21 protein-coding genes and 2 pseudogenes are annotated in these 25,935 nt (G+C 73.8%); 17 read left to right on the top strand and 6 right to left on the bottom strand.

Annotated features, from left to right (window positions below):
* Positions 1 to 146 precede the first annotated feature (146 nt).
* From ET471_RS18945 to ET471_RS18955, 4 genes and pseudogenes are all read right to left on the bottom strand, one after another.
* Positions 147 to 1,091, bottom strand: a complete 945-nt coding sequence (locus ET471_RS18945; RefSeq protein WP_342586083.1) for an alpha-galactosidase — start codon at positions 1,089 to 1,091, stop codon at positions 147 to 149.
* Positions 1,092 to 1,129: 38 nt separating this feature from the next.
* A pseudogene (locus ET471_RS19175) lies at positions 1,130 to 1,741 on the bottom strand (alpha-galactosidase); the annotation flags it as partial.
* 122 nt (positions 1,742 to 1,863) lie between these two features.
* Positions 1,864 to 2,208: pseudogene (locus ET471_RS19180) on the bottom strand (hypothetical protein); the annotation flags it as partial.
* A complete protein-coding gene (locus tag ET471_RS18955; protein ID WP_342586084.1) occupies positions 2,097 to 2,399 on the bottom strand; it encodes a hypothetical protein in 303 nt (100 codons plus the stop codon). The pseudogene ET471_RS19180 and the gene ET471_RS18955, both read right to left, overlap by 112 nt.
* A 231-nt stretch (positions 2,400 to 2,630) precedes the next feature.
* Between ET471_RS18955 and ET471_RS06820 the strand changes: the two genes are divergently transcribed.
* The 16 genes from ET471_RS06820 to ET471_RS06895 all read left to right on the top strand — a co-directional run bounded on the left by ET471_RS06820 (position 2,631) and on the right by ET471_RS06895 (position 22,696).
* On the top strand, positions 2,631 to 4,358 hold the full coding sequence (locus tag ET471_RS06820) for an ABC transporter substrate-binding protein (RefSeq protein WP_242496454.1): 1,728 nt from the start codon (positions 2,631 to 2,633) through the stop codon (positions 4,356 to 4,358).
* Between the two features lie 85 nt (positions 4,359 to 4,443).
* Entirely contained in the window at positions 4,444 to 5,439 is a 996-nt protein-coding gene (locus ET471_RS06825) for an ABC transporter permease (RefSeq protein WP_129187175.1), read from the top strand.
* Positions 5,436 to 6,302 carry an ABC transporter permease gene (locus ET471_RS06830; RefSeq protein WP_129187176.1) on the top strand — a complete coding sequence of 289 codons (867 nt, stop codon included), beginning with the start codon at positions 5,436 to 5,438 and terminating at the stop codon, positions 6,300 to 6,302. The genes ET471_RS06825 and ET471_RS06830 overlap by 4 nt, the downstream gene beginning before the upstream one ends.
* A 1-nt stretch (position 6,303) precedes the next feature.
* Positions 6,304 to 7,257 (top strand): ABC transporter ATP-binding protein, encoded by a 954-nt coding sequence (locus ET471_RS06835; RefSeq protein ID WP_129187177.1) that lies wholly within the window; start codon positions 6,304 to 6,306, stop codon positions 7,255 to 7,257.
* Positions 7,254 to 8,213, top strand: coding sequence for an ABC transporter ATP-binding protein (locus tag ET471_RS06840; protein ID WP_129187178.1), 960 nt, complete (start codon positions 7,254 to 7,256; stop codon positions 8,211 to 8,213). The genes ET471_RS06835 and ET471_RS06840 overlap by 4 nt, the downstream gene beginning before the upstream one ends.
* A gap of 31 nt (positions 8,214 to 8,244) precedes the next feature.
* On the top strand, positions 8,245 to 9,462 hold the full coding sequence (locus ET471_RS06845) for an ROK family protein (RefSeq protein WP_129187179.1): 1,218 nt from the start codon (positions 8,245 to 8,247) through the stop codon (positions 9,460 to 9,462).
* Between the two features lie 25 nt (positions 9,463 to 9,487).
* Positions 9,488 to 12,037, top strand: coding sequence for a glycoside hydrolase family 2 protein (locus ET471_RS06850; RefSeq protein WP_129187180.1), 2,550 nt, complete (start codon positions 9,488 to 9,490; stop codon positions 12,035 to 12,037).
* The gene (locus ET471_RS06855) at positions 12,034 to 13,254 is read left to right on the top strand and encodes an AGE family epimerase/isomerase (protein ID WP_129187181.1); all 1,221 of its coding nucleotides are present in this window, start codon (positions 12,034 to 12,036) and stop codon (positions 13,252 to 13,254) included. Before ET471_RS06850 ends, ET471_RS06855 begins: the two co-directional genes overlap by 4 nt.
* 209 nt (positions 13,255 to 13,463) lie before the next feature.
* On the top strand, positions 13,464 to 14,588 hold the full coding sequence (gene corA, locus ET471_RS06860) for a magnesium/cobalt transporter CorA (protein ID WP_207207348.1): 1,125 nt from the start codon (positions 13,464 to 13,466) through the stop codon (positions 14,586 to 14,588).
* Positions 14,589 to 14,711: 123 nt separating this feature from the next.
* Complete coding sequence (locus ET471_RS06865) at positions 14,712 to 16,043, top strand: efflux RND transporter periplasmic adaptor subunit (protein ID WP_242496455.1); 1,332 nt, start codon at positions 14,712 to 14,714, stop codon at positions 16,041 to 16,043.
* A complete protein-coding gene (locus tag ET471_RS06870; RefSeq protein ID WP_129187182.1) occupies positions 16,040 to 16,780 on the top strand; it encodes an ABC transporter ATP-binding protein in 741 nt (246 codons plus the stop codon). Before ET471_RS06865 ends, ET471_RS06870 begins: the two co-directional genes overlap by 4 nt.
* On the top strand, positions 16,777 to 18,009 hold the full coding sequence (locus ET471_RS06875; RefSeq protein WP_129187183.1) for an ABC transporter permease: 1,233 nt from the start codon (positions 16,777 to 16,779) through the stop codon (positions 18,007 to 18,009). Before ET471_RS06870 ends, ET471_RS06875 begins: the two co-directional genes overlap by 4 nt.
* Positions 18,010 to 18,070: 61 nt before the next feature.
* Positions 18,071 to 19,069, top strand: a complete 999-nt coding sequence (locus tag ET471_RS06880; protein ID WP_129187184.1) for a hypothetical protein — start codon at positions 18,071 to 18,073, stop codon at positions 19,067 to 19,069.
* Positions 19,062 to 21,359 (top strand): permuted SH3 domain-containing protein, encoded by a 2,298-nt coding sequence (locus tag ET471_RS06885; protein ID WP_129187185.1) that lies wholly within the window; start codon positions 19,062 to 19,064, stop codon positions 21,357 to 21,359. The genes ET471_RS06880 and ET471_RS06885 overlap by 8 nt, the downstream gene beginning before the upstream one ends.
* A gap of 129 nt (positions 21,360 to 21,488) precedes the next feature.
* Positions 21,489 to 22,088: a recombination mediator RecR gene (gene recR / locus ET471_RS06890; RefSeq protein ID WP_129187186.1), complete on the top strand. Its 600-nt coding sequence runs from the start codon at positions 21,489 to 21,491 to the stop codon at positions 22,086 to 22,088.
* Positions 22,089 to 22,126: 38 nt separating this feature from the next.
* Complete coding sequence (locus ET471_RS06895) at positions 22,127 to 22,696, top strand: DUF5063 domain-containing protein (RefSeq protein WP_129187187.1); 570 nt, start codon at positions 22,127 to 22,129, stop codon at positions 22,694 to 22,696.
* Between the two features lie 15 nt (positions 22,697 to 22,711).
* Here ET471_RS06895 and ET471_RS06900 read toward each other — a convergent pair whose 3' ends face one another.
* Positions 22,712 to 23,893, bottom strand: a complete 1,182-nt coding sequence (locus tag ET471_RS06900; protein ID WP_129187188.1) for an ABC transporter permease — start codon at positions 23,891 to 23,893, stop codon at positions 22,712 to 22,714.
* On the bottom strand, positions 23,890 to 24,873 hold the full coding sequence (locus tag ET471_RS06905; RefSeq protein WP_129187189.1) for an ABC transporter ATP-binding protein: 984 nt from the start codon (positions 24,871 to 24,873) through the stop codon (positions 23,890 to 23,892). The genes ET471_RS06900 and ET471_RS06905 overlap by 4 nt, the downstream gene beginning before the upstream one ends.
* A gap of 274 nt (positions 24,874 to 25,147) precedes the next feature.
* Between ET471_RS06905 and ET471_RS06910 the strand changes: the two genes are divergently transcribed.
* Positions 25,148 to 25,933 carry a TSUP family transporter gene (locus ET471_RS06910; protein ID WP_129187190.1) on the top strand — a complete coding sequence of 262 codons (786 nt, stop codon included), beginning with the start codon at positions 25,148 to 25,150 and terminating at the stop codon, positions 25,931 to 25,933.
* Positions 25,934 to 25,935 lie beyond the last annotated feature (2 nt).

A 25,935-nucleotide genomic window follows, 5' to 3' on the forward strand; every position in this document is an offset into this window, starting at 1 on the left:
GTCGCCGTGTGCCTCGGGCCGACGCGTGCCGACCTGGGGCATCGCCGATCGGAACGTGCCTTCCAGATCGGAACGTGCAGTGGGACGCACGCTCCGATCCCGAACCCACGTTCCGATCGCTCGGGTCCCGGCGTGGCGCCCGGCCGTCAGGTTGCCGTCACCTGGAGGACGAGCGCCTGTGCCGGCCACAGCGTGGGCAGCTGGAGCCCGACGTCGGCGAGCACGCGGCCGGGGACGACCGCGGCTTCCTTCCCGAGCCAGCCGGGCGTGACCCAGCCCCAGCGGGCGGCGCCGACGTCGTCGCGCACGCGCACCGTGTAGGAGCGCGACGGGTCGAGACCCGGCAGGCGCAGGCGCTCGGCCAGCGCCTCCTCGGGCGCGCCGAGGCTCGCGACCGTCCACACCGACGTCGTGCGGTCGGGGGAGACGACGCCGCGGACGCGCAGCGCCGGGTCGGCGACGTCCGGGTGGACCACCGTGCCGCCGTGGAGCAGCGGGCGCAGCTCGCGGTAGAGCGCGGCGTAGGCCGTGACGGCCTCCGTCTCGGCCTCGGTGCAGGTCAGGAGGTCCCACTCCAGGCCGGAGTGGCCCTGGAGGGCGACGGCTGCCCGGTACGACAGGTCGGTCGTGCGGTGCGTGGAGTGCGCGGGCGAGGGCCCGACGTGCGCCCCGACGAGCTCGGGCGGCAGCACGAGCTCGGTCCAGCGGTGGATCTCGACCCGCTCCACGGGGTCGTTGTCGTCGCTCGCCCACACACGGTCGGTGTGCGCGAGCACGCCCAGGTCGGTGCGAGCGCCGCCCGACGAGCACGACTCGATCTCGAGGCCCGGGTGGGCCTCCCGGAGGGCGTCCATGAGCCGGTACGCGGCGAGCGTCTGCTCGTGCGTGCCGGGCCGCCCGTCGTGGACGGGCTCGACGAGGTCGCGGTTGTGGTCCCACTTGACGTAGTCCACGCCGAGCCGCTCGACGACGGCCGACATCTGCGCCCTGACGTGCTCGAACGCCTCAGGGTTCGCGAGGTCGAGCACGTACTGGCTGCGGAACGACAGCCCGTCGGGGACGGCACCGACGCCGGGTTCCCGAGGATCCACTCGGGGTGGGCGCGGGCGACGTCGGAGTCCAGGCTCACCATCTCGGGCTCGAACCAGAGGCCGAGCTGCATCCCCAGGCCGTGCACCAGGTCGGCGATCGGTTCGAGGCCGTCCTGATAGACGGCCGGGTCCACCTCCCAGTCGCCCAGCGACGTCGTGTCGTCACGGCGCCCGAGGAACCAGCCGTCGTCGAGCACGAACCGCTCGACGCCGACCTCGGCAGCGCGCCGCGCGAGCGCCTCGAGCCGCGGGACGTCGTGGTCGAAGTACACGGCCTCCCACGTGTTCAGGACGAGCGGTCGAGGTGTCCGCGGGTGGCTCGCGCGGGAGCGCACCCACGTGTGGAACCGGTCGGAGACGCCGTCCAGCCCGGTTGACGACCAGGCGAAGTACGCCGCGGGTGTCGTGTACGTCTCGCCGGAGGCCAGGTGTACCTCGTGCGGCCGCAGCAGCTCGCCGGCGCCGAGCCGGGCCACCTGGTCGGTCACGCGGTCGACGACGTGCCGCGTGTCGGCGCTCCACCCGAGGTGCACCGCCCAGACCTCGCCGTCGCGGTTCCGCGGCGCCCCGGCCGAGGCGAGCGTGACCCACGGCTGGTCGTGGCCCGGGCGCCCGCGGCGCGACTCGCGCAGCCAGGTGCCGCGGGGCATCGACGTCGTCGTCGGCGACTTCTCACGGTTCCAGCGGCCGCCGAAGGACGTGAGGTGGTCGGCGCTGCGGGGACCGGGAGGGCCGCCTCGAGGTGGGTCACCTCGAGGGCTGCGGCGGCGTCGGCCGCGGTGTTGGTGACGGCGTGCGCGAGGAGGACCAGGCCGCCCGCGCCGATCTCGAGGCGGGTGGTGAGGCGGAGGCCCGCGGCGTCGTCGACGGCCTCGACGGTGACGGCCGTGGGGTCGGTCGGCTCCGGTGCCCCGGGGCCGCGGGCAGGACGACGGAGGCCGGCGTCGGGATCGTGACGAGGGAGCGGGGCGTCGGAGGGAGGAGCCTGCGGCGGGCGACCGTGGGTCACGGCGGTGACCTGCCAGCGCGGGAACACCGGGCGTCCGTCGCGGGCGAGCAGCACGCCCGGGCGGCCCGACCAGCCGTCCGACTCCTGGGGAGCAGCGGCAGCCGCCACGCGGCGGAGAGCGTCGCGGGCGGCGTCTGCGGCGCGGTCGCGGTGTCGAGCGCGGCGAGCTGCGCGGCGTCGAGCGGGCCCAGGTCGGCGCCCCAGTGCAGCACCGCGGGCAGCCCTCCGGTGGCCGGGAACGCGAGGACGACGCCGACGCCGTCGCGCCGGAGCGCGACGTGGGAGGGGGCGGTGCTCATGGCCCCGGATTCTGCCAGCGGAGACGCACGTCACAGCGCATCTCGGTTTGGTAACACCTTCGACGTCCCCCTTGTGGGCTTTCTTTCTTCATCAAAATAATCATCGAGGTGGCGGGACAGTCCCGCCGCGGCGGCGGTCACGGATGCCCGCCGATGCGCACTGTCGCGCTGAGAGAGGAATCGACGATGTTCCGCACTCGAACCCGGAGGCGAGCCGCCGCAGCGGTGGCCGTGTCCTCCCTGCTGGTCCTGACGGCCGCCTGCTCGCCCGCCAGCAACGCGAACACCAACCCGTCGCCCACGGGCGACGCCACCGAGGTCGAGGGCCTGGGCGAGGCCCAGGACCTCGTCGGCGAGTACCCCCGCAACGAGACGGTCTTCACCTCGGGCCAGCAGTGGGGCCCGCCGTCGAGCTGGAACCCGATCCCCGGCTCCGGCGACGCCACCGGCGTGCGCGGCCTGCTCTACGAGCCGCTCTTCCAGTTCGACCCCAAGGCGCTCGAGCTCACGCCGTTCCTCGCCGAGTCGGGCGAGTGGACCGATGCCGACACCTACACGCTCCACCTGCGCGACGGCGTGACGTGGACCGACGGCGAGGCGCTCGACGCCGACGACGTCGTCTTCACCGTCGAGCTCGGCAAGAACCCCGAGGTGCCGTGGTCGAACCTGTGGACCTGGCTCTCCGCCGTCACCAAGGTGGACGCCACCACGGTGACCTTCGACTTCTCCGACCCGCGCCCGCAGGAGTGGGAGAACTTCCTCTACACGCGCGTGATCCTGCCGCAGCACATCATGTCGGCGTGGTCGGCCGACGAGCTGCTCTCGAACGCCAACGAGAACCCGGTCGGGTCGGGCGCCTTCAAGTACAAGGCCCACGGCCAGGACCGCATGGTGTGGGAGCGCAACGACGACTGGTGGGGCCAGGACGCGCTGGGCCTGAAGATGCCGATGAAGTACGTCGTCGACATCGTCAACCCGTCCAACGAGGTGGCCCTCGGCCTGCTCATCCAGGGCTCGCTCGACCTGTCGAACAACTTCCTCCCGGGCATCAAGCAGCTCGTCGACTCAGGTCAGGTCGTGACGTACTACGACAAGGCCCCGTACATGCTCTCGGCCAACACCGCGATGCTCGTCCCCAACGCCACCAAGGCGCCGGGCAACGACCCCGCGTTCCGCCGCGCGCTGGCCAACGCCATCGACGTCGACACCATCGTCTCGACCGCCTACGGCGACATCGTCAAGAAGGCGAGCCCCACGGGCCTCCTCCCCGCGTACGAGAAGTACTACGACAAGGACGTCATCGACGACGTCGGCTTCTCGTTCGACCCCGACGAGGCCAAGGCACAGCTCGCGGCCGCGGGCTACAAGGACACCGACGGCGACGGGTTCGTCGAGAACCTCGACGGCTCGGCGATGGACCTCGAGCTGATCGTGCCCGCCGGCTGGACCGACTGGATGGACGCCGCCAAGATCATCGCCGAGTCGGCGGCCGAGGCCGGCATCAAGATCACCGACGCCACGCCCGACTCGGGCGCCGTCGACGACGCGCGCGCCACCGGCAGCTTCGACCTGCTCATCAACAACTGGGCGCAGATCTCGAACACGCCGTGGAGCTACTACAACTACCTCTTCCACATGCCGATCCAGGAGCAGCAGCTCTCCGGCAACTTCGGTCGCGTCGACTCGACCGACGCGTGGAAGCTCGTGGAGGAGCTCGCGCGGACGCAGGCCGACGACCCCCACTTCCAGGAGGTCATGAGCCAGCTCCAGCGGGCGTCGCTCGAGCAGATGCCGATGATCCCGCTCTGGTACAACGGCCTCTGGGCGCAGTCCACCGAGAAGGTGTGGACGAACTGGCCGGCCGACGGCGGTGACTCGACCGCCTACCCGAGCACGTGGGGCGGCTACTTCCAGATGGGTGGTCTCACCACCCTGGCCAACCTGAAGCCCGCGAAGTGACGGTCTGACGGCCGGGCGGCGACCTGCCGCCGCCCGGCCGTCACCCCGCTCCGCCCGTCCGACGCCGACGTCGGGAAAGGCCGCCGTGCGCACCTACCTCCTTCGCAAGCTGGCGATCTACGTGCTGACCTTCGTGGTCGCTGTGACGCTCAACTGGGTCCTGCCCCGCCTCATGCCGGGCGACCCCATCCAGACCATGCTCAGCCGCGCCGCCGTCGCGCACCCCGAGTCGATCGCCGCGATGCGCGACTACTACGAGCGCGTGTTCGGCCTGGACCTGCCGCTCTGGCAGCAGTACGTCAACTACTGGGGCGAGCTGCTGCGCGGCAACCTCGGCACCTCCGTGTGGCTCTTCCCGGCGCCCGTCTCCGAGATCATCGGCGGCGCCGTGCCCTACACGCTGGCCGTGATGCTCCCGTCGATCCTGCTCTCGTGGGTGGTGGGCAACCGGATCGGCGCGCTCGCCGCCCGCAGCCGGTGGCTCGACAACACCGTGCTGCCCGTCGGCTACGTGCTCACCGCGATGCCGTACATGTGGCTCGCGATCGTGCTGGCCTGGTCGCTCGGCATCGTGGCCGGCTGGTTTCCCGTGGCGGGCGGCTACGACTTCACGCTGGCTCCCACCTGGACCTGGAAGTTCGCCGTCGACCTGCTGCAGCACTGGTTCCTGCCGTTCCTGTCGCTGTTCGTGGTGCAGCTCGGCGGCTGGGCGATCGGCATGCGGAACCTGATCATCTACGAGCTCGAGTCGGACTACACGAACTACCTCGACGCCCTCGGCGCGCCGCGCCGCCTCGTGCGGGGGTACGCGTTCCGCAACGCGATGCTGCCGCAGGTCACGGGCCTGGCGCTCCAGCTCGGCACCATCGTGGGCGGCGCCCTGGTCACCGAGGTCGTGTTCGCCTACCCCGGCCTCGGCAAGCTCATCCTCTCGGCCATCCAGAACCAGGACTACTTCCTGCTCCAGGGCGCGCTGCTGTTCATCGTGCTGGGCGTGCTCGTGGCCAACTTCGTCATCGACCTCGTCTACGTGCTCGTCGACCCGCGCACGCGGACCGGGATGCAAGGAGCGACCGCATGAGCGCCCCGAAGCGCGTCAACGAGACGCTGTACTTCGCCTTCCGGAACCCCAAGGTGGTCGGGGCCGCGGTCGTCGTCGGCGTCATGCTGCTGGCCGCGGTCCTCGGGCCGTCGCTCGTCGCGTTCTCGCCCACCGAGCGCACCCCGGGCGCGACGATGCTGCCGCCGTCGGGGGACCACTGGTTCGGCACCACCATGCAGGGCCAGGACGTGCTGTCCCAGTTCGTCGTCGGGCTGCGCTCCACGTTCCTCGTGGGCGTGCTCGGTGCCGCCATCGCGGGCGCCGTCGGCCTGACCATCGGGTTCGTCGCGGGCTACCGCGGCGGCTGGCTCGACGAGCTGCTCAACATGCTCACCAACATCGTGCTGGTGATCCCCGGCTTCGTGGTGCTCATCATCATCAACGCCTACCTGGGGGTGCGGTCGCTGCCCATGCAGGCGTTGTTCATCGGGCTCTCGTCGTGGCCGTGGGTGGCCCGGGCCGTGCGCTCGCAGACGCTGTCGCTGCGCAGCCGCGACTACATCGACCTGGCCCGCATGTCCGGCCTGCGCACGGGGGCGATCATCCGCCGCGAGATCGCGCCGAACATGTACTCGTACCTCTTCATGACGTTCGTGCTGCTCTTCGGCGGCTCGGTGCTCACCGCGGCGGCGCTGGACTTCATCGGCCTCGGGCCCACCGGCCCCGACTCGATGTCGCTCGGGCTGATGATGAACCAGGCCGTGCAGTGGAGCGCCCTGACGCTGCAGATGTGGTGGTGGTTCATCGTGCCGGGCGCGGGGATCACGATCATCGTCGGCGCGCTCTACATCATGAACGTCGGGCTGGACGAGGTCTTCAACCCCAAGCTGAGGGAGATGTGACGTGAGCCTCAAGGTGGAGGATCTCCGGGTCTACTACGCGTCGCTCAAGGGCGACGTCAAGGCGCTCGACGGCGTGAGCTTCGAGGTGGCCGACGGCGAGATCATGGGCGTCGCGGGCGAGTCCGGCTGCGGCAAGACGACGCTGGGCAAGGCCCTCATCCGGCTCGACTCCCGCATGCGGCACGTGGGCGGCAAGGTCACGCTCGACGGCGAGGAGCTGCTGATCGACGACGACCCCGCGATGCGCCGCCGGCGCTACAAGGACGTCTCGCTCATCCCGCAGTACGCCATGAGCGCGATGAACCCGACGCGCAAGATCGGCAGGATGATCGCCGACCTCGTGGGTGCGCACGGCCGCTCGTACGCCGAGCTCACGCCCGAGCTCGAGCGGCGCCTGCGGCTCGTGGGGCTGGACCCCGAGGTGCTGGGCCGGTACCCGATCGAGCTGTCGGGCGGCATGAAGCAGCGCGTCGTGCTGGTGCTCTCGACGCTGCTCAACCCGTCGCTGCTCATCGGTGACGAGGTGACGTCGGCCCTCGACGTCACGAGCCAGAAGGCCGTGGCCCGGGCGCTCGTCGAGTTCCGCGACGCGGGGTTCGTGGGCTCGATGATCATCATCACGCACGACATCTCGGTGCTCTTCCAGGTGGCCGACACGATCATGGTCATGTACGCCGGCCACCTGGCCGAGAAGGCGCCCGCGACGACGATCATCGAGCGGCCCCTGCACCCGTACACGCAGATGCTCATCGGCGCGCTGCCCAAGGTGGGCGACCGCTACGGCGAGCAGGAGCTGACCGGCATCGCCGGCCGGCCGCCGTCGCTGCTCGACCCGCCGACGGGCTGCCGGTTCCGCGACCGCTGCCCCCTGGCGAGCGCCAAGTGCGTGGAGCAGCCCCCGTTCGTCGAGGTGGTCCCGGGCCACCAGGTCGCCTGCTGGGAGGTGACGGCATGACCGCCGTCCTGTCGCTCGAGGGCGTCGACAAGGTCTACAAGGTGGGCACGTTCGGCACCGGAGAGCTCCGGGCCGTGCGCTCCGCGACGTTCGAGGTCCGCGCCGGCGAGGTGGTCTCGCTCATCGGCGAGTCCGGCTCGGGCAAGTCGACGCTCGGCAAGATGGTCCTCAAGCTCGTCTCCACCGACGGCGGCACGCTGCGCATGGGCGGCAAGGACGTCACCCGGCTGCGGGGCCGCGCGCTGCGCGACTACTACCGCGACGTCCAGGGCGTGTTCCAGGACCCGTTCTCGTCGTTCAACCCGATCTACAAGGTGGACCGGGTGTTCGACACCGTCCGCCGCTCCTGGTTCCCGCGCGTGCGGCGGCAGGAGTGGGACCAGCGCGTCCACGACGCGCTGAGCTCGGTGACGCTGCGGCCCGAGGAGATCCTCGGCAAGTACCCGCACCAGCTCTCGGGCGGCCAGCTCCAGCGCCTGCTCGTGGCCCGCGCCCTGATGCTCGACCCCAAGGTGCTCGTGGCCGACGAGATCATCTCGATGCTCGACGCGTCCACTCGCATCGACGTGCTCAACCTGCTGGTCGAGCTCAAGCAGCGCGGCATCGCCGTCCTCTTCGTCACGCACGACCTCTCGCTCGGCAACTACGTGTCCGACCGCGTGGTGATCCTCTACCGGGGCCGCGTCGTGGAGGCGGGCGACACCCGCGCCGTCTTCGACGACCCGCTGCACCCCTACACGCGCGACCTGCTGGCCTCCGTGCCGCAGCTCGACGCCACGTGGGACGAGGTCGAGGCCCGTGAGGCCGAGCGATCGGCGAGACTTGCCGGGACGTGCGCGTTCCACGAGGCCGACCCGTCGGCGCCGGCCGACGCCGAGGGCCTCGTAGAGGTCGCCGACGGTCACCAGGTGGGCTGCTTCCGCCTCGGACCCGACGACGCCTGCCCGCGCGGCTGACGCACCACCGACGACCAGGGGAGCAGCAACAGTGCATGGGATCGGCCCCGGCCACGCCAACGCGCGGTCGACGATCATCGACGCGATCCGCGAGGCGGGCGTCGTGACCCGGACCCGCCTCGTGGCCGCCACGGGCCTCACGGCAGCGACCGTCTCCAAGGAGGTGCGGACCCTGCTCGACGAGGGCCTCCTCGTCGAGACCGGCAACGCACCCTCGACGGGCGGCCGGTCCCAGGTGCTGCTCCAGCTCGACCAGCCGTCGCGCTACGCCGCCGGCGTCCACCTCGACCACGACGGCGTCACCGGCGTGCTGCTCGACCTCGGCGGCGCCGTCGTCGCCGAGCAGCACGTCCGCTGGACCCGTGAGATCGCCCCGCAGGACGTCGTCGACGCCATGGTGGCGCGCGTCCACGTGATGCTCGACGGCGTCGGGGCGGAGCGCGAGCGGCTGCTCGGCATCGGCGTCGTCTCCCCGGGGCCGATGACGCCCGGCGAGGGCATCGTGCTGTCCCGGCCGGCGATGCGCGGCTGGGTGCGGTTCCCCCTCGCGGAGCGCCTGCGGGAGGCGTCGGGGCTGCCCGTGATGGTGGACAACGACGCGACGGCGTCGGCCGTCGGGGAGCTGTGGACGGGCGGCGCGCGCGGGTCGACGGCGTTCGCCGCGCTCTACATGGCCACCGGCATCGGCTCGGGCACCGTCGTCGACGGGGTGCCCTACCGCGGGGCGAGCCTCAGCGTCGGGGAGGTCGGGCACGTGTGCGTGGAGCTCGACGGGCCCGAGTGCTGGTGCGGGTCGTCGGGCTGCATCGAGGCCGTGGCCGGCCCCGGGGCCGTCGTGGCCGAGGCGCGCGCGGCCGGCATCGACGTCGCGGAGTCCGGGCGCACCGTGGTCGAGGCGTTCGGCGACGTCGTCCGGCTGGCTCGCGGCGGCGACCCGGTGGCGGGACGCATCGTGCGCCGCTCGGCGGAGCACCTCGCCGTCGGCGCGCAGACGCTGTGCGCGCTCATGGGCGTGGACCTGCTCCTCCTCACCGGGGCGGGCTTCGACCTCGCGGGCGACCTCTACCTCCCCGCGGTGCGCGAGCGGCTCGCCCGCTCGTTCGCGGCGGCCGAGGGGCGCTCGGTGCGCGTCGAGGTCTCGCGGCACGCGCGGCGCTCGCCCGCCGTCGGCGCGGCGGCGCTCGTCATGCAGGAGTGCCTGGTGCCCCGGCAGTTCAACACCCTGACCCTGGCCAGCGCGGCGCGCTGACCTCGACCGCCCGGAGGACCTGACGATGACGCACGTCCCGACCACCTTCCGCCCTCTTCACGAGGGCTGGACCGTCACCGCCGTCGACGGGCCGGTGCCGCCCGAGGCCCGGGCTGCGCTCGCCGCGGGCGTCCCCGCCGTCGTGCCGGGGGAGGCCCACCTCGACCTCGTCGCCGCGGGGCTGGTCGCCGACCCGTTCGACGGCGACAACGAGTCCGCGCAGCAGTGGATCGGGGACACCGCGTGGCGGTACGCGACGACGTTCGACCTGGCCCCGGGCGACGCGACGCGGCACGACCTGGTCGCGTACGGCCTTGACACCGTCGCGACCGTCGAGCTCAACGGCGTCGTCGTCGCGACCACCCAGAACATGCACCGCACGTACCGCTGGGACGTGCGCGGGCTGCTGCGGGCCGGGGCGAACACGCTCGCCGTCACGTTCGCCGCGCCGGTGCCCGAGGCGCTCGCCCGGGCCGAGCGCGACGGCGCGCTGCCGCGCGTCAACCACCACGAGTACAACCAGCTGCGCAAGATGGCGTGCTCGTTCGGGTGGGACTGGGGGATCGACGTCGCGGGCGCCGGCATCTGGAAGCCGGTCGGGATCGACGCGTGGTCGGGCGTGCGGATCGCGTCGGTGCGGCCGCTGGTCGACGTCGTCACACGGCCCGACGGCGGCCACGACGGCGTGCTCACCGCGCACGTGGAGATCGAGCGCGACGACATGACGCGGGGCGAGGTCCCGGTCGAGGTGACGCTCGCGGAACCCGAGGGCGGCTGGGCCCTGCGGGTCGTCGGCGTCGTGCCCGCCGGCGAGTCGCGCGCGACGGTCACGGTCGGCAAGGAGGACGTCCGGCGTTGGTGGCCGGTCGGCCACGGCGAGCAGCCGCTGTACGGCGTGGAGGTCCGCGCCGCGGACGCGGTGTGGACCGGGCGGGTCGGCTTCCGCACCGTCGAGGTCGACACGGCCGACGACGCCGCGGGCGCCCCGTTCGCGCTGCGTGTCAACGGCGAGCCCGTGCTGGTGCGCGGCGTCAACTGGATCCCGGACCACGCGTTCCTCACGAAGGTGACCCGCGAGCGCTACGCCCGCGCGATCGACGACGCGCGGGGCGCGAACGTCAACCTGTTCCGCGTGTGGGGCGGCGGCATCTACGAGAACGACGACCTGTACGACCTGGCCGACGAGGCCGGCATCCTCCTGTGGCAGGACTTCCTGTTCGCGTGCGCGGCCTACTCCGAGTCCGCGGAGATGGCGGCCGAGGTCGAGGCCGAGGCCCGGGACAACGTCACGCGCCTGTCCCCGCACCCGTCGCTCGTGATCTGGAACGGCAACAACGAGAACACGTGGGGCCGCACCGACTGGGGCTGGGGCGGGCGGCTCGGCGGGCGGCCGTGGGGCGACGGCTACTACCGCGACCTGCTCCCGGGCGTGCTCGCGGACCTGGACCCGACACGGTTCTACTCCCCGGCGAGCCCGTACTCGTTCGGCGAGTACCGCCACCCCAACGACGAGCGCTTCGGCACCATGCACGTCTGGGACGTGTGGAACCGCGTCGACTACACCGTGTACCGCGACTACGCGCCGCGGTTCGTCAGCGAGTTCGGCTTCCAGGCCCCGCCCGCCTGGTCCACCCTGACGCGCGTGGTGCACGACGAGCCGCTCGACCCGTTCGGTCCGCAGATGCTCGTCCACCAGAAGGCCACCCTGGGCAACACGAAGCTCGAGCGCGGCTGGCAGGGGCACCTGCCCGACCCGGCCACCGTCGAGGACTGGCACTGGACCACCCAGCTCAACCAGGCGCAGGCGATCCGGTTCGGCGTCCAGCACTGGCGGTCGCTGACGCCGCACACCACCGGCACGATCCTGTGGCAGCTCAACGACAGCTGGCCGGTGGTCTCGTGGGCCGCCGTCGACCACGACGGGCACCGCAAGCCGCTGTGGCACGCCCTGCGCGACGCCTACGCCCCGCGCCTGGCGACGATCCAGCCGCGCGCGTCGCAGGCGGCCCGCGACGCGGCCTGGGAGGGCCTGCCGCCCGAGCCCGACCAGACCGCGCTCGTGCTGGTCAACGACACCGCGGCCCCGTTCGCGGGCACCTTCACGGCCACCCGCCAGGCCTTCGACGGCACCGTGCTCGCCAAAGCCGGCCTCGAGGTGGCCGTGCCCGCGCGCGGCACCGCCACCGTGGTGCTCCCCGCCGACGTCGCCGCGTTCGGCGACCGCGCCCGCGAGGTCGTCGTCGTCACGCCCGACGACGCCGCGGCCGGCTTCGCGACCGCATACCTCGACGGCGCCGACGTCGTCGGGCAGGCGCTCGACCCCGCGCCGCTGCGCGTCACCGTGGAACCCGTCGCCGGCGGCCACGCGCTGACCGTCACCGCGACCTCCTACGCCCGCGACGTCATGGCCCTGGTCGACGTCGTCGACCCGCGGGCGCGCGTCGACGGCGGCATGGTCACGCTGACCGCCGGCCGGAGCGTGACCTGGACGGTGACCGGTGCCGACGACCCCGCGGCGCTCGCGGCGACGGTCCGGTGCGCCAACGACCTGCTCGACGGAAGGAACCCCCAGTGATCCCCACCACCACGCCGCACCGCACCTGGCTGGACGCCGAGACCCGGCGGCTGCTGGACTTCGGCGCCGCGGCCGCCCTGCCCCAGGGCGGGGCCGCCTACCTCGACGAGCGGGGGCGGCCCGACCCGGCCCAGGGCGTGCAGACGTGGATCACGGCCCGCACCGCGCACGTCTACGCGCTCGGGCACCTGCTGGGCGTCCCCGGCGCGGGGGCCGTGGCCGACGCCGCGCTCGCGGGGCTGACCGGCGCGCTGCGCGACGACGCCCACGGCGGCTGGTTCCACGCCGTCTCCACGACGGGCGAGCCCGACCGCGCCGCGGGCAAGAGCGCCTACGACCACGCCTTCGTCATGCTCGCGGCCGCCTCCGCCACGGTCGCCGACCGCCCCGGCGCCTCCGACCTGCTGGCCGAGGCCACGGCCGTGTACCTGGAGCGCTTCTGGGACGAGGCGGCGGGCCGGCCCGTCGACACGTGGGACGTCGCCTTCGAGACCCTCGACCCGTACCGCGGCCTCAACGCCACCATGCACTCGGTCGAGGCGATGCTCGCGGTCGCCGACGCCGTCGAGCCCGGTGCGGCCGGCCCGTGGCGGGACCGCGCCGCGCGCGCGACCGCGTTCGTCGTCGAGCTCGCCGCCGCCCACGACGGCCGGCTGCCGGAGCACTTCGGCCCCGACTGGACGCCCGACCTCGACCTCAACGCGGACCGCCCGGGCGACCAGTTCAAGCCGTACGGCGCGACCCCGGGCCACGGGCTCGAGTGGTCCCGCCTGCTGCTCCACCTCGAGGCCGTCCGGCCCGGCCCGTGGCTCGGCGCCGCCGTCGCGCTCTTCGACCGGGCCGTCGCCGACGGCTGGTCCGCCGACGGCGCCGAGGGCTTCGTCTACACGACCGACTGGCAGGGCACGCCCGTGGTCCGCACGCGCATGCACTGGGTGGTCGCCGAGGCCATCGCCGCCGCCGCCGCGCTGCACACGCGCACCACCGACACGCGGTTCGCCGACCTGTACGCGACATGGTGGGACTACGCCGAGCGGTACCTCGTCGACGCCGAGCACGGCTCCTGGCACCACGAGCTCGACCCGGCCAACCGGCCCGCGGCGACCGTCTGGCCGGGCAAGCCGGACGTCTACCACGCGCTCCAGGCGACGCTGCTGCCGCGGCTCCCGCTCGCGCCGACGGTGGCCCGCGCCCTCGCCGCGGGCGAGCTGCGCTGACAGGGACGCGGGTCTGGCGGGGCGGTCGCCGCCGGGTCTAGAATGACCCGCGGCCCGCCAAGGGGCCCGGGACGAAGGAGGTGGCACGCCATGCGCAGCGAGCCCCCCAGTAGTCCCAGCCGCGGCTGACGCCCGGCATCCGCGCTCCCCAGAATCGCCTGAGGCACGACTCGTCGTGCCCGCAGGCGCGCGCCCCCGCGGAGGTTCCCTTGGCTACGACCCTGCCCACCCGTACGACCCGCCCCGGCCTGGCCGGCGTGCTGCGCCCGCGCCGCCGCCCCGACGGCACCGCCCGCGTCGTCGACGCGGCGCCCGCGCGCCGCAACGCCCTCGTCACGTCGGCGATCTACGACGGCGGCGTGCGCACCTCGTCGCACGCCACGCTCGGCGAGACGTTCCGTGCCCTGCGCTCGCGCCCCGGCGGCCAGCGAGGCGAGCTCGCGTGGATCGGCCTCGAGCGGCCCGACCCGCGCGAGCTCGCCTCGCTGGCCGCCGAGTTCGACCTGCACGCCCTCGCCGTCGAGGACGCCATCCAGGCCCACCAGCGCCCCAAGCTGGAGCGCTACGGCGACACGCTCTTCGTCGTGCTGCACGCGGCCCGGTACGACGACGCCGCCGAGGAGGTCGAGTTCTCCGAGCTGCACGTCTTCGTCGGCCCCGACTTCGTCGTGACCGTGCGCCACGGCGCCTCGCCCGACCTGTCGGCGGTGCGCCGCCGCATGGAGGCCGACCCGGCGATGCTCGCGCGCGGCCCCGAGGCGGTGCTGTACGCGATCCTCGACGCCGTCGTCGACGGGTACGCCCCCGTCGTCGCGGGCCTGGAGAACGACATCGACGAGATCGAGTCCCAGGTGTTCGCCATGGGCGCCGAGGCGTCGCGGCGCATCTACGAGCTCTCGCGCGAGGTCGCCGACTTCCAGCGGGCCGTGCGCCCGCTGCGACAGGTGCTGCACGCGCTCACGCAGGGCTTCACCAAGTACAAGGTCGACGAGGAGCAGCAGGCCCACCTGCGCGACGTCGCCGACCACCTCACGGAGGTGGCCGAGCGCGTCGAGACCCACCGCGGCGCCCTGCGCGACATCCTCACCGTGAACGCGACGCTCGTCGCCCAGCGGCAGAACGAGGAGGCCAAGGCGCAGAACGACGAGATCAAGAAGATCTCCTCCTGGGCCGCCATCCTGTTCGCCCCGACCGTCGTGGGCGGCATCTACGGCATGAACTTCGACGTCATGCCCGAGCTGCACTGGGCGTTCGGGTACCCGTTCGCGCTCGGGCTGATGGTCGCGGTCAGCGTCGTGCTGTGGGGCGTGTTCCGGCTCCGCCGCTGGATCTGAGCGGCGACCCGACGCGGCGTCCTGACACCGGGTCCTGACGCCGTGTCGCATCCGCGCAGGTCATAGCCTCCTCCCAGGCGGAGGCCACCTGTCCTCCCAGACCGCGTCCCTACCGTCGCGGGCATGACCACCACGCTCGCTGCTGCCGAGTCGACCGAGGTCGAGGGTCCGGGGAACCGGACCCGACGCCGCGGCCGCGTCCCGCGACTCTCCCGGATCTGGTCCCGACCCCTGGGCAAGGCCATCGTCCTCGTCGTGGCGCTCGCGGTCCTCGCGGCGCCCGCCGCCACCGTCTGGCTCGTCATGCGGGGCCAGACCGCGGCCTCCGGCGGACCGGAGATCACCTCGACCAAGGTCACCGCGACGGTGGCGACGTCCACGTTCCAGAAGTCGGTCACCGGCACGGGCACCCTGGCGCCCACCGTCCAGGACTCCCTGAGCTTCGGCGCGTCGGGCACCGTGACGGCCGTGGACGTCGCCGTCGGGGACACGGTCGCCGCGGGCCAGGTGCTCGCCACGATCGACACGCTCCAGCTCGACGCCGCCGCGGCCGCTGCCAAGGCGACGCTCGCGACGGCCCAGGCGCAGCTCGCCAGCGCGCAGGCCGACGACGACGGCTCCGACGCCGCCGACGCCCAGGTCGCCTCGCGGCAGGCCGCCGTCGACGTCGCCCAGGCCTCCGACGACGCCGCCCAGGCGGACCTCGCCGACGCCACGCTCACGGCGACCCACGCGGGCCTGGTCACCGCGGTGAACGTCACCGTCGGCGACACCGTCGGCGGCGGCAGCAGCGGCGGGATCGGCGGCAACGGCGCGAACGCCGCCGCGGACACCTCGACCGCCGCCTTCGAGATCGTCGGGACCGACGCCTGGGAGGTCACCGTGAACGTGGGCGAGAACGACGTCGCCGACATCGCGGCGGGCAACCAGGTCGAGCTCACGGGCGACAGCCTCGCCGACACGGTGTTCGGCACCGTCACGTCCGTCGCCCTGCTCCCCACGACCAGCTCCGGCGCCGTCAGCTACCCCGTCACCATCGCCGTGACGGGCACGCCCGAGGGCCTGCACGACGGCGTCTCCGTCACGGCCACCATCATCTACGAGCGCCGCAGCGACGTCCTCGCCGTGCCGTCGGCGGCCGTCACCACCGCGGACGACGGCACCACGACCGTCGACGTCGTCGGCGACGACGGCGCGACGACCCCCACGACCGTCACCCTCGGCGACCGCAACGGCCAGGACGTCGAGGTCACGGACGGCCTGAGCGCGGGCCAGACGGTCCAGTACACGCAGACCACGATCAGCCGCGCGGGCGGCACCGGGCAGCGCGGCCAGAGCGGGCAGGGGTTCCAGATCCCCGACGGCGTCCGGTTCCCCGAAGGCTTCACCCCGCCCGACGGGACCGGGTTCCCCGGCGGCGCGGTGCAGGGCGGCACGCGCGGCGGTGGCCAGTGACCGCCGCGGCGCCGGCGGGGCTCGCGCTGCCCACCCCGCTGCCGACCCCCCCGCCCCCCGCGCCCGTCATCGAGCTCGTCGGCGGCCGCAAGACGTACCAGACCGGGAGCCTGAGCTTCGAGGCCCTGCGCGGCGTCGACCTGCGGGTCGAGGCCGGCGAGTACGTCGCCGTCATCGGCCCGTCCGGGTCCGGCAAGTCGACCCTCATGCACGTGCTCGGCTGTCTCGACGTGCTCACGTCGGGCACGTACCGGCTCACCGGGCACGACGTCGGGGAGCTCGACGAGGTGGACCTCGCGGCGGTGCGCAACACCCAGATCGGGTTCGTGTTCCAGCAGTTCCACCTGCTGACATCGCTCTCCGCGGTGCAGAACGTGGAGCTGCCGCTCGTCTACCGCGGGCTCGGCCGCGCCGAGCGTCGCGCGCTGGCCGTCGAGGCCCTCGAGCGCGTCGGCCTGGGCGACCGGCTGGAGAACCGCCCGGGCCAGCTCTCCGGCGGGCAGCAGCAGCGCGTGGCGTTCGCCCGGGCGCTCGTGGGCGGCCCGGCGATGATCCTCGCCGACGAGCCGACGGGCAACCTCGACTCCACCTCCACCGAGGAGGTGCTCGGGCTGCTCGACGCGCTGCACGCCGCCGGCCGCACGATCCTGCTCATCACCCACGAGGCCGAGGTCGCCGCCCGCGCCGCCCGCGTGGTGCGCGTGCTCGACGGGCTCATCCAGGAGGACGCGCGATGACCTGGTCAGAGACCCTCCTCACCGGCTGGCAGGCCATCCGGACCCACGTGACCCGGTCGCTGCTGACGGTGCTCGGCATCCTCATCGGCATCGCCGCGGTGATCCTCACCGTCGGGCTGGGCCTCGGCACCCAGCAGGACGTCAGCGCCCAGATCAGCTCGCTCGGCTCGAACCTGCTCATCGTCACGCCCGGGTCGTCGACGTCGTCCGCCGGGGTGCGCGGCGGCTTCGGCTCCGCGACGACGCTCACGGTCGCCGACGCCGAGGCCATCGCCTCGCCCGTCGTCGCCCCCGACGTCGCGGCGGTCGCCGCGCAGCGCACCAGCTCGCAGAGCCTGACCGCGGGCGACGCCAACTGGACCACGACCGTCGTCGGCACCACCCCCTCGTGGGCGGACGTGCGCTCGCGCACGCTCCTCCAGGGGCGGTTCCTCACGGACGAGGACGTGACCGCGCAGGCCGCCAACGTCGTCCTCGGCACCGAGACGGCCTCCGAGCTGTTCGGCACCACGTTCGCCGTGGGGCGGACCGTGACCATCTCGGGCACGCAGTACACCGTGGTGGGCGTCCTCGCGTCGGCCGGCTCCAGCACCGACGACAACCTCGACGACACCGCCGTGATCCCGCTGCCCACCCTGCTCACCACGCTCGTCGGCGGGACGAGCCGCACCGCGGTCTCGACCGTCTACGTCAAGGCCACGGGCACCGACACCATCTCGGCCGCGCAGCAGCAGGTCACCGCGCTGCTGCTCAACCTGCACGGCATCACCGACGCCGACAGCGCCGACTTCACCGTCTCCAGCCAGGACGCGCTCGTCGACACCGCCACCGGCGTCTACCAGACGCTGACCGTGCTGCTCACCGGCATCGCGGCCCTGTCGCTGCTGGTGGGAGGCATCGGCGTCATGAACATCATGCTCGTCTCGGTCACCGAGCGGACGCGCGAGATCGGCCTGCGCAAGGCCCTCGGCGCCCCGCCCGGCGCGATCCGGCGGCAGTTCCTCGTGGAGGCGTCGATCCTCGGGCTCGTCGGCGGCGTCGTCGGCGCGGCGCTCGGGATCGTGGCCGCCACGGTGCTGCCCGGCATGGTCGGCTCGTCCATCGTCGTCTCGCCGCTCGCGGTGGGCGGCTCGATCGCCGTCGCGCTCGCCATCGGGCTCGTGTTCGGCGTCTACCCGGCCGTGCGCGCCGCTCGCCTGGCGCCCATCGACGCGCTGCGGTCGCAGTGACGCCACCTGCCCGCCCTTCTACTCGTCGCACGTCGTCTCGTCGCAAGCCAAGGAGTCTCCCGTGATCACTCGTCCTCCTCGCCCGTCCTCCCGCGCCGCCCTGCTCGTGCGGGGCACGGGGATGGTCGGCGCGGCCCTCGCCGTCGGGCTCACGCTCGCTGCCTGCGGCAGCGGCGGCGCGGCCGGTCCGGCTCCCACCGCGACCTCCGGCACCACGCAGGCGCCCGACGACGCGGGCGCCGCGCGCGCCGGCGCCGCCCAGCAGTTCCCGGGGGCGTCCGGCGAGGTCGCCGCCGTCACCGGGGACATCGCCCAGGTGCAGGGCGGCGGCTCGCAGACGGCGGTGACGTGGACGGCAGCGACGGTCGTGACCCGGCAGGTCGCCGGGACGCTCGCCGACGTGACCGTCGGGTCGTGCGTCTCGGCGTTCGCCGCCTCCGGCGACGCGTCGTCCGACGAGAGCGCCGCCGTCGCGGCGACGACCGTGACCGTCACCCCCGCGGGCGACGACGGCACGTGCGCACGCGGCGGCGCGGGCGGCCGCGGCCCGGGATCGTCCGCCGACGGCAGGCAGGTGCCCGACGGCGTCCCCTCGGGCTTCCCCACGGACCGGCCGTCCGACCTCCCGTCGGACATGCCCTCCGGCTTCCCCGGTGGCGGCGACGGCGCGGGCCGCCGCGGCTTCGCGGCAGGCGTCTTCGGTACGGTCACCGCCGTCTCCGCGACCGGCTTCACCGTGGAGCAGACGGCCTTCGCCGGCCCCGGCGGGCAGGACGCCTCGGCCCAGCCGGCCACCACGACGCGCGACGTCACCGTCGCGGCCGACACCACGTACACCACCACCCAGACCGCCGACACCTCGGCCATCGCCGTCGGGCAGTGCCTGACGGCCGTCGGCACCGAGGACGGCTCGGGCACGATCACGGCCGACACCATCGCGCTCTCCGCGAAGGGCGAGGACGGCTGCACCTCGCGGTTCGGCGGGGGCCGGTCCGGCCAGGGCGGGTTCCCCGGCGGCGGGCAGGGCCGGAGCACCGCGCAGGGAGGCGGCAATGCGTAAGGCCAGGTCGACCGCGCGCGACGCGTCGCTGAGCGCCGGGCTGTTCGTCCCCGCCGGGCCGACCGACGTCCCCGTCGGCGCAGGGCTCGCGGCGTTCCCGGAGCTCACCCGCGACGCGGTGCTCCGCCGACGGCGCGGCACGCGTCGGCGGCGGGTGATCGCCGCCGTCGTCGCCGTCGCGGTGGCCGGTGGGGGCGGCGCGGTCTACGCCGCGACGCGCCAGCCCGGCACCCGCTACCGCACGGCCGAGGTGACGACGGGAGACGTCGCGCAGAGCGTGTCCGCGACGGGCACCGTCGCGTCCGCCGACCGCGACGACGCCGCCTTCGCCGTCGGCGGCACGGTGGCGACCGTCGACGTCAAGGTCGGCGACGTCGTCGCCGCCGGGCAGACGCTCGCCACGCTCGACCCGCAGGCGCTGGCCGACGCCGTCGAGCAGGCGCAGGACGCCCTGACCCAGGCGCAGCAGACCCTCGCCGACAACCTGGAGACGCAGGCCACGGGTGTGGCGTCCGCGTCGTCGTCGGGCACGAGCGCCACCGCGCGGCAGACGTCCGCGACGACGGGCACGGCCGACCCCGCCTCGGTCACCACGTCGGCGGTCGACGACACCGCGCTCGCTCCCGTGGCGACGGCGTCGACGGTCGCCTACGTCGTGCCCGCCGCCGCGGCCGCTGCTGTGCCCGCCGCTGTACCCGCTGCTGACCGGACGCCCGACCCGGGCGCGACGGCGTCTCCGTCGGCGCCCGCCGGTGACGACGTCGCCGCGCTCCAGCAGGCCGTCAAGGACGCGCAGCAGAAGCTGCTCGACCAGTACGACGCCGTGAACGCGGCGCTCGCGGGCTCGCAGGCGGCCATCGACGACCGGACGACCGGCTCCACCGTCACGTGCGCCGCCTTCCTGGGCGCGGCAGACGACTTCACGACGGCGGCCACCTCGTCGTCGGGGGCGACGTCAGCACCGCAGCCGGACGCGACCGCCGCGTCGTCGGGCGGCGACGCCCCGAACGCGGGCGACGCAGACGCCAGCGACCAGACCACGGGCGACGCGACGGGCGACGACGCGGCCAGTGGCGACGCGACCAGTGACACCGCGTCGGCCGACGGCGCGTCTACCGGCGACGCCCTGGCCGACCTCAAGGCGAAGCTCGACGCGTGCAGCACCGCCCTCGGTGCGGTGCAGGACGGTCAGTCGGCGGCCCAGGCCGCCCAGCAGGAGCTGCTGGCCGACGCGAAGGCGCTCGACGACGCCGTGAGCGCCCTCGCGGCCGCATCTGCGCAGTCCGACAGCGGTGCGGGCACCACCCCGGGCCAGGACGGTTCCGCCACGGGCGGCACGGGCGGCACGAGCGACCCGAGCACGAGCGGGAACGCGACCGGTCAGAACCAGACGGGGCGTCCGAGCACGGGCACGTCCGGCACGGCCACCCCGAGCGCCGGCGGCACGACCGGCACCCCGAGCGGCTCGTCGGCGACGCAGGACACCTCGAAGGTCACGATCTCGGCGGAGCAGATCCTCGCCGACCAGGCCGACGTCGACGCGGCGGAGGCGAACCTCGCCGTCGCGCAGGCGAACGCGACCCGGACCGCCCTGACGTCCCGCATCGCCGGGACGGTGGCCGCGGTCTCGGTGACGCCGGGTGGGTCGGCGTCGGCCTCGACCACGGCCGTCACGGTGCTCGGCACGTCGGGGTACCTGGTGGACGTCACGGTCCCGCTCACCCAGGTGCAGCGCCTGGCGACGGGCCAGCAGGCGACCGCCGCGGTGGCCGGCACGACCACCCCCGTCACGGGCACGGTGAGCCGCGTCGGCGTCGTGAACCAGTCGCAGACGTCCGCGCCGTCGTACACCGTGACGATCGCGCTCGACGCCTCGTCGGGCACGCTCTTCGACGGCTCGTCCGCCCAGGTGTCGGTGGCGGTCGCGACGGCCTCCGGCGTCGTCGTGGTGCCGACGTCGGCGGTCCGCGCCTCCGGGCGCGAGCACACGGTGCGGGTGCTCGACGACGGCGTCGTGTCGACGGTCCCGGTCGAGGTCGGCGCCGTCGGGCCCGAGCTCACGGAGATCACGTCGGGCGTCGCGGCGGGCCAGCAGGTGGTCCTGGCCGATCTGTCCCAGGCGGTCACGACCAGCTCGGACGGCACCGAGCGGTCCGGCCTCAGCGGCCTGGGCGGCGACTCCCGGAGCCGTGAGCTCGGCGGCACGTTCTCCGGCGGCTTCTCGGGGGGCGGCTTCTCGGGCGGTGGCTTCTCCGGCGGGGGCGCGTTCGTCCAGTCCGGCCGCGGCTGATCCGCGCCGATCCGCGCCGATCCGCGCTGATCCGCGCGGTGCGACGGGCGAGGTGAGGAACGGCCCCGCCCGTCGCACCGGGGACGCCGCGGCGCCCGCCTGTCACCTGCGCCCCGTAGGCTGGCGGGCGTGTACGAAGGCGCGGTCCAGGACCTGATCGACGAGCTCGGACGCCTCCCCGGCGTCGGGCCCAAGAGCGCCCAGCGCATCGCGTTCCACCTGCTCGCGGCCGACTCGGGCGACGTGCGCCGGCTCGCGGACGCGCTGCTGGAGGTCAAGGCGCGCGTGCGGTTCTGCGAGGTGTGCGGCAACGTCGCGGAGGCGGAGCGGTGCCGGGTGTGCGTCGACCCGCGGCGGTCCGACGACGTGATCTGCGTCGTCGAGGAGCCGAAGGACGTCGTCGCCATCGAGCGCACGCGAGAGTTCCGCGGCCGCTACCACGTGCTCGGCGGGGCCATCAACCCGATCGAGAACGTCGGCCCGGACGACCTGCGCATCAAGGAGCTGCTCACGCGCCTGGCGGACGGCCGCGTGCAGGAGGTCATCCTCGCCACCGACCCCAACGTCGAGGGCGAGGCCACGGCCACCTATCTGGCCCGGCTCATCGGGCCGATGGGCGTCACGGTCTCCCGCCTCGCCTCCGGGCTGCCCGTCGGGGGAGACTTGGAGTACGCCGACGAGGTGACGCTCGGCCGGGCGTTCGAAGGACGCCGCGTCGTCGGGCGATAGCCGCGGCCGCCGAGAGCACGCGCGACAGGGGAGTGGAGATGGGCGAGATCGAGACCGGCAGCGACCTGCGCGAGGTCGCTCAGAGGACGCAGTCGCACGTGCGCGCGTACCTCTCCACCGTCAGCGAGGTCGCCTCCGGCGGCGCGCCGGGCGCCGAGCTCGGGCTGCTCCTGCTCGCCACGAGCGACCTGCTCGCGTGCGGCGCGCACCTCGCGGCGATCACCGACGTCGTCCCGGCGGAGCGCTTCGAGCCCGACGCCGACGACGAGACCGACGTCGACCCGCTGCGCGTGGCCCTGGCCCAGATGTTCGACGGGTTCGACGACTACCTCGAGGTGGTCGACCCGGTGCTGTCGTCGGAGGTCGGCCCGGCGACCCTCTCCGGGGACATCGCCTGCGTCGTCGAGGAGCTCGCCAAGGGCCTCGCCCACTACGACGAGGGGCACGAGCTCGAGGCCCTGTGGTGGTGGCAGTTCAGCTTCCTGAGCCTGTGGGGCGAGCGCGCCGCCTCGGCGGTCCGCGTGCTCCAGGCCCTCCTCGCGCACCTGCGCCTCGACGTCGACGACGACGTGGCGGCCGAGGCGGAGTACGACGCGCTGCACGCCTGAGCAGCGCCCCGGGGGTCAGGCGACGCGCGTGCCCTTCGGGAGCTTGCGCGTCGGGATCCGCAGCTTACGGACCGCGACGACGACCGCGCCGGCGGCCAGCAGGACCTGGAAGGCCATGCCCCACGGCCACACGAGGTTGCGGCTCGGCTCGGGCTCGACGACGGGAGACTCGGGCGACCCGGTGACGTTGCCGTCGGAGTCGAGGACGGTGAACGATCCCGAGCACCAGTCCATCTCGGGAGCCGGCCCCGTCCGGGCCAGGCGGACCGCGAGCTGGAGCGCCGTGAGCGGGCTGGAGGCACCCAGCGCGGCGTCGTCGTCGGGGTCGGGCAGCGGCTGCGCGTCCGCGACCATGACGAACGGGTTCGGCGCGAGCAGCCACCAGGTGCGCTCGGTGTGGAACACCGTCTGCGTCTGGGTCTGCCACTCGCAGCGGGGCGCCACGGAGCCGTCCACGGTCGCCACCGACGCCCAGACGCGCACCTCCTCGTTCTGCATGGCGAGCGGCGCGGTCAGCCCGAAGAGGATCGGCAGGAGCACCGCGAGCCCGCCGACGGTCAGGTAGGTCAGCACCGCCGACCCGGAGGTCTTCGTGACCAGCGCGGAGAAGCCGAGCCCGATCGCGCACACCACGAGCAGCACGAACGCGAGCATCAGCAGCGTCGTGAGGAGCGACAGGACGGCCACGCCGCCCGCGGCGAGCGCCCAGACGATGAACGGCACGCTCGCCACCAGGAACGCCAGCGCCGCCGCCCACGCGGCGAGCAGCTTGCCCACGACGATCTCGGCAGGGCTCAGCAGCGTGGCCTGCAAGGTGGCGAGCGTCCCCGCGTTGCGGTCGCCGTTGATCGCGGCGGCGCTGAGCGTCGGGGCGACGAGCAGCCCGAGGAACAGCACGAAGAACACGACGATGCCGAAGATCAGCGGCCCGAAGGGGTCACGGTTCGCCGCGTCGTCCGAGAGCGCGTACAGCGCGCCCGTGGTGAGCCCCGTGATCGCCCCGACGACGACGAACCACACGACCAGCGCGACCTTCCACCGCGTGGAGCGGACGCGCTGCCGCAGCTCGAGCTGCGCGACGGTGCGGACGCCGTGCCAGGTGAGGTGCCAGTCGCCGCGGCCCGTCGCCGCGCCGGGTGTCGTCGAGCCCGGTGTCGTCGGGCCGGGCGTCGCCGAGGTTGCCAGGTCCGCGCTCATCGCCGCTCCTCCTCCAGGGCCAGGTACGCCTGCTCCAGCACGCCGCCCGCGGGCGCGAGGGACGAGACCGCGACGCCGTCGGCGACGGCCGCACGCAGCAGGGCAGCGGCGGAGGCCTCCCCGTCGAGGTCGACGAGCACCTCGTCAGGGGGCACGCTCCCTGTGGGCTCTGCCGCCGGGCTTCCGGGCTCTGCCATGGGGCCGGGCTCCGCCGCCGGGGCGGGCGGGAGGTAACCGTTCTCCGTGAGCCACGCCCGCAGCGCGACCGTGTCCAGGGCCGTGATCCGCCACGGCCGCCGTTCCGCGGCGGCGCCGGTGACCGACCGGGTCGCCACCGTCCTGCCGCGCGAGAGGAACACGGCGTCGTCGGCCATCTCGTCGAGCTCGGTGAGCACGTGGCTGGAGATCAGCACCGTCTTGCCCCGGGCCGCGAGCCGGCGGACGAGCTCGCGCAGGTCCACGCGCGAGCGGGGGTCGAGGCCAGACGCGGGTTCGTCGAGCAGCAGGACGTCGGGGTCGTGCACGAGCGCGCGGGCCAGGCCGAGGCGCTGCTTCTGCCCGCGCGAGAGCACGTGCGCGGGGGCGTCGGCGTACTCGCCCAGGTGCACGAGGTCGAGGAGCTCCGCCGCGCGGGAGGTGCCGACGTCGCGCGGCAGCCGGTACGCGGCCGCCACCGTGGTCAGCACCTCACGGCAGGTCAGCGAGTCCCACGTGCCGAAGACGTCGGGCATCCAACCAGTCCGGCGTCGGGCCTCCAGACCCTGCGTCACCGGGTCGAACCCCGCGACGGACACCTCCCCGGCGTCGGGCACGAGCAGACCCGCGAGGACCAGCAGCAACGTCGTCTTGCCGGAGCCGTTCGGACCGACCAGCGCGGTGACCCGGCCGGGCCGCGCGACGAGGTCGACGCCGTCGACCGCCCGGACCGGCCCGAACGCACGCCGGACGCCGCGGGCGTCGATGCCCCCTACGGTGCTCATGACGGGACCGTACTGGCCCACGCCCCAGATCGCCCCGAACCCGCCGGGTGAACGTCCCGATCAGTAACAGAAATGGGCGCAAAACGGTGACAGCCCGCTGCCGCCTCGCCGCCCAGCCGCGCCCGTCTGGCCCGCGATCGGAACGTGCTTTCGGTATCGGAACGTGCGCTTCGATGCACGTTCCGATACCGAAAGCACGTTCCGATCGCACGCTCCGGCACTGAACCGGCCGCCCCGACGCCGCAGGGCACGTTCCGATCCGCGGGGTGCGAGCATGTGGGCCGTGCCTGAGCTCGATGTCCTCACCTGGGTCCTCGTCGTCGTGGCCGGGTTCGCCGCCGGGTGGGTGGACGCCGTCGTCGGCGGGGGTGGGCTGATCCAGCTTCCCGCGCTGCTGCTCGTGCCCGGCGTCGCGCCCGTGCAGGCCCTGGCCACCAACAAGGTCGGCTCCATCATGGGGACGTCGACGTCGTCGATCACCTACGCGCGGCGCGTGCACCCGGACTTCACCACGGCCGGGCCGATGGCGGCCGCGGCGCTCGCGGGCGCCGTCGGGGGAGCGGCGCTCGCCTCGCACATCCCGGCCGAGGCGTTCAAGCCCATCATCCTCGTGGTGCTCGTCGGGGTGTTCGTCTGGACGCTGCTCAGGCCGTCGCTCGGGGACCGCACCCGGCTGCGCTGGGAGGGCAACCGGCACCGCGTCACGGCGGCCGCGACCGGCCTGGTCATCGGGGTGTACGACGGCGTGCTCGGCCCGGGGACCGGGACGTTCCTCGTGATCGCGCTCGTCGGTGTGCTCGGGTATGCGTTCCTGCCGGCGTCGGCGCTCGCGAAGATCACCAACTTCGCCACCAACCTGGGCGCGCTGATCTTCTTCGTCCCGGCCGGGCACGTGATCTGGCACCTGGGCCTCGCGGTCGGCGCCGCGAACCTCGTCGGCGGCTACCTGGGCGCCCGCATGGCGGTGGCCCACGGGTCGCGGTTCGTGCGCGTCGTGTTCGTCGTCGTCGTCGGGGCGCTGATCCTGCGGCTCGGGTATGACGTGGTGACCGGGTCCTGAAC

This window comes from Xylanimonas protaetiae (assembly GCF_004135385.1).
Taxonomy (GTDB): Bacteria; Actinomycetota; Actinomycetes; order Actinomycetales; family Cellulomonadaceae; genus Xylanimonas; species Xylanimonas protaetiae.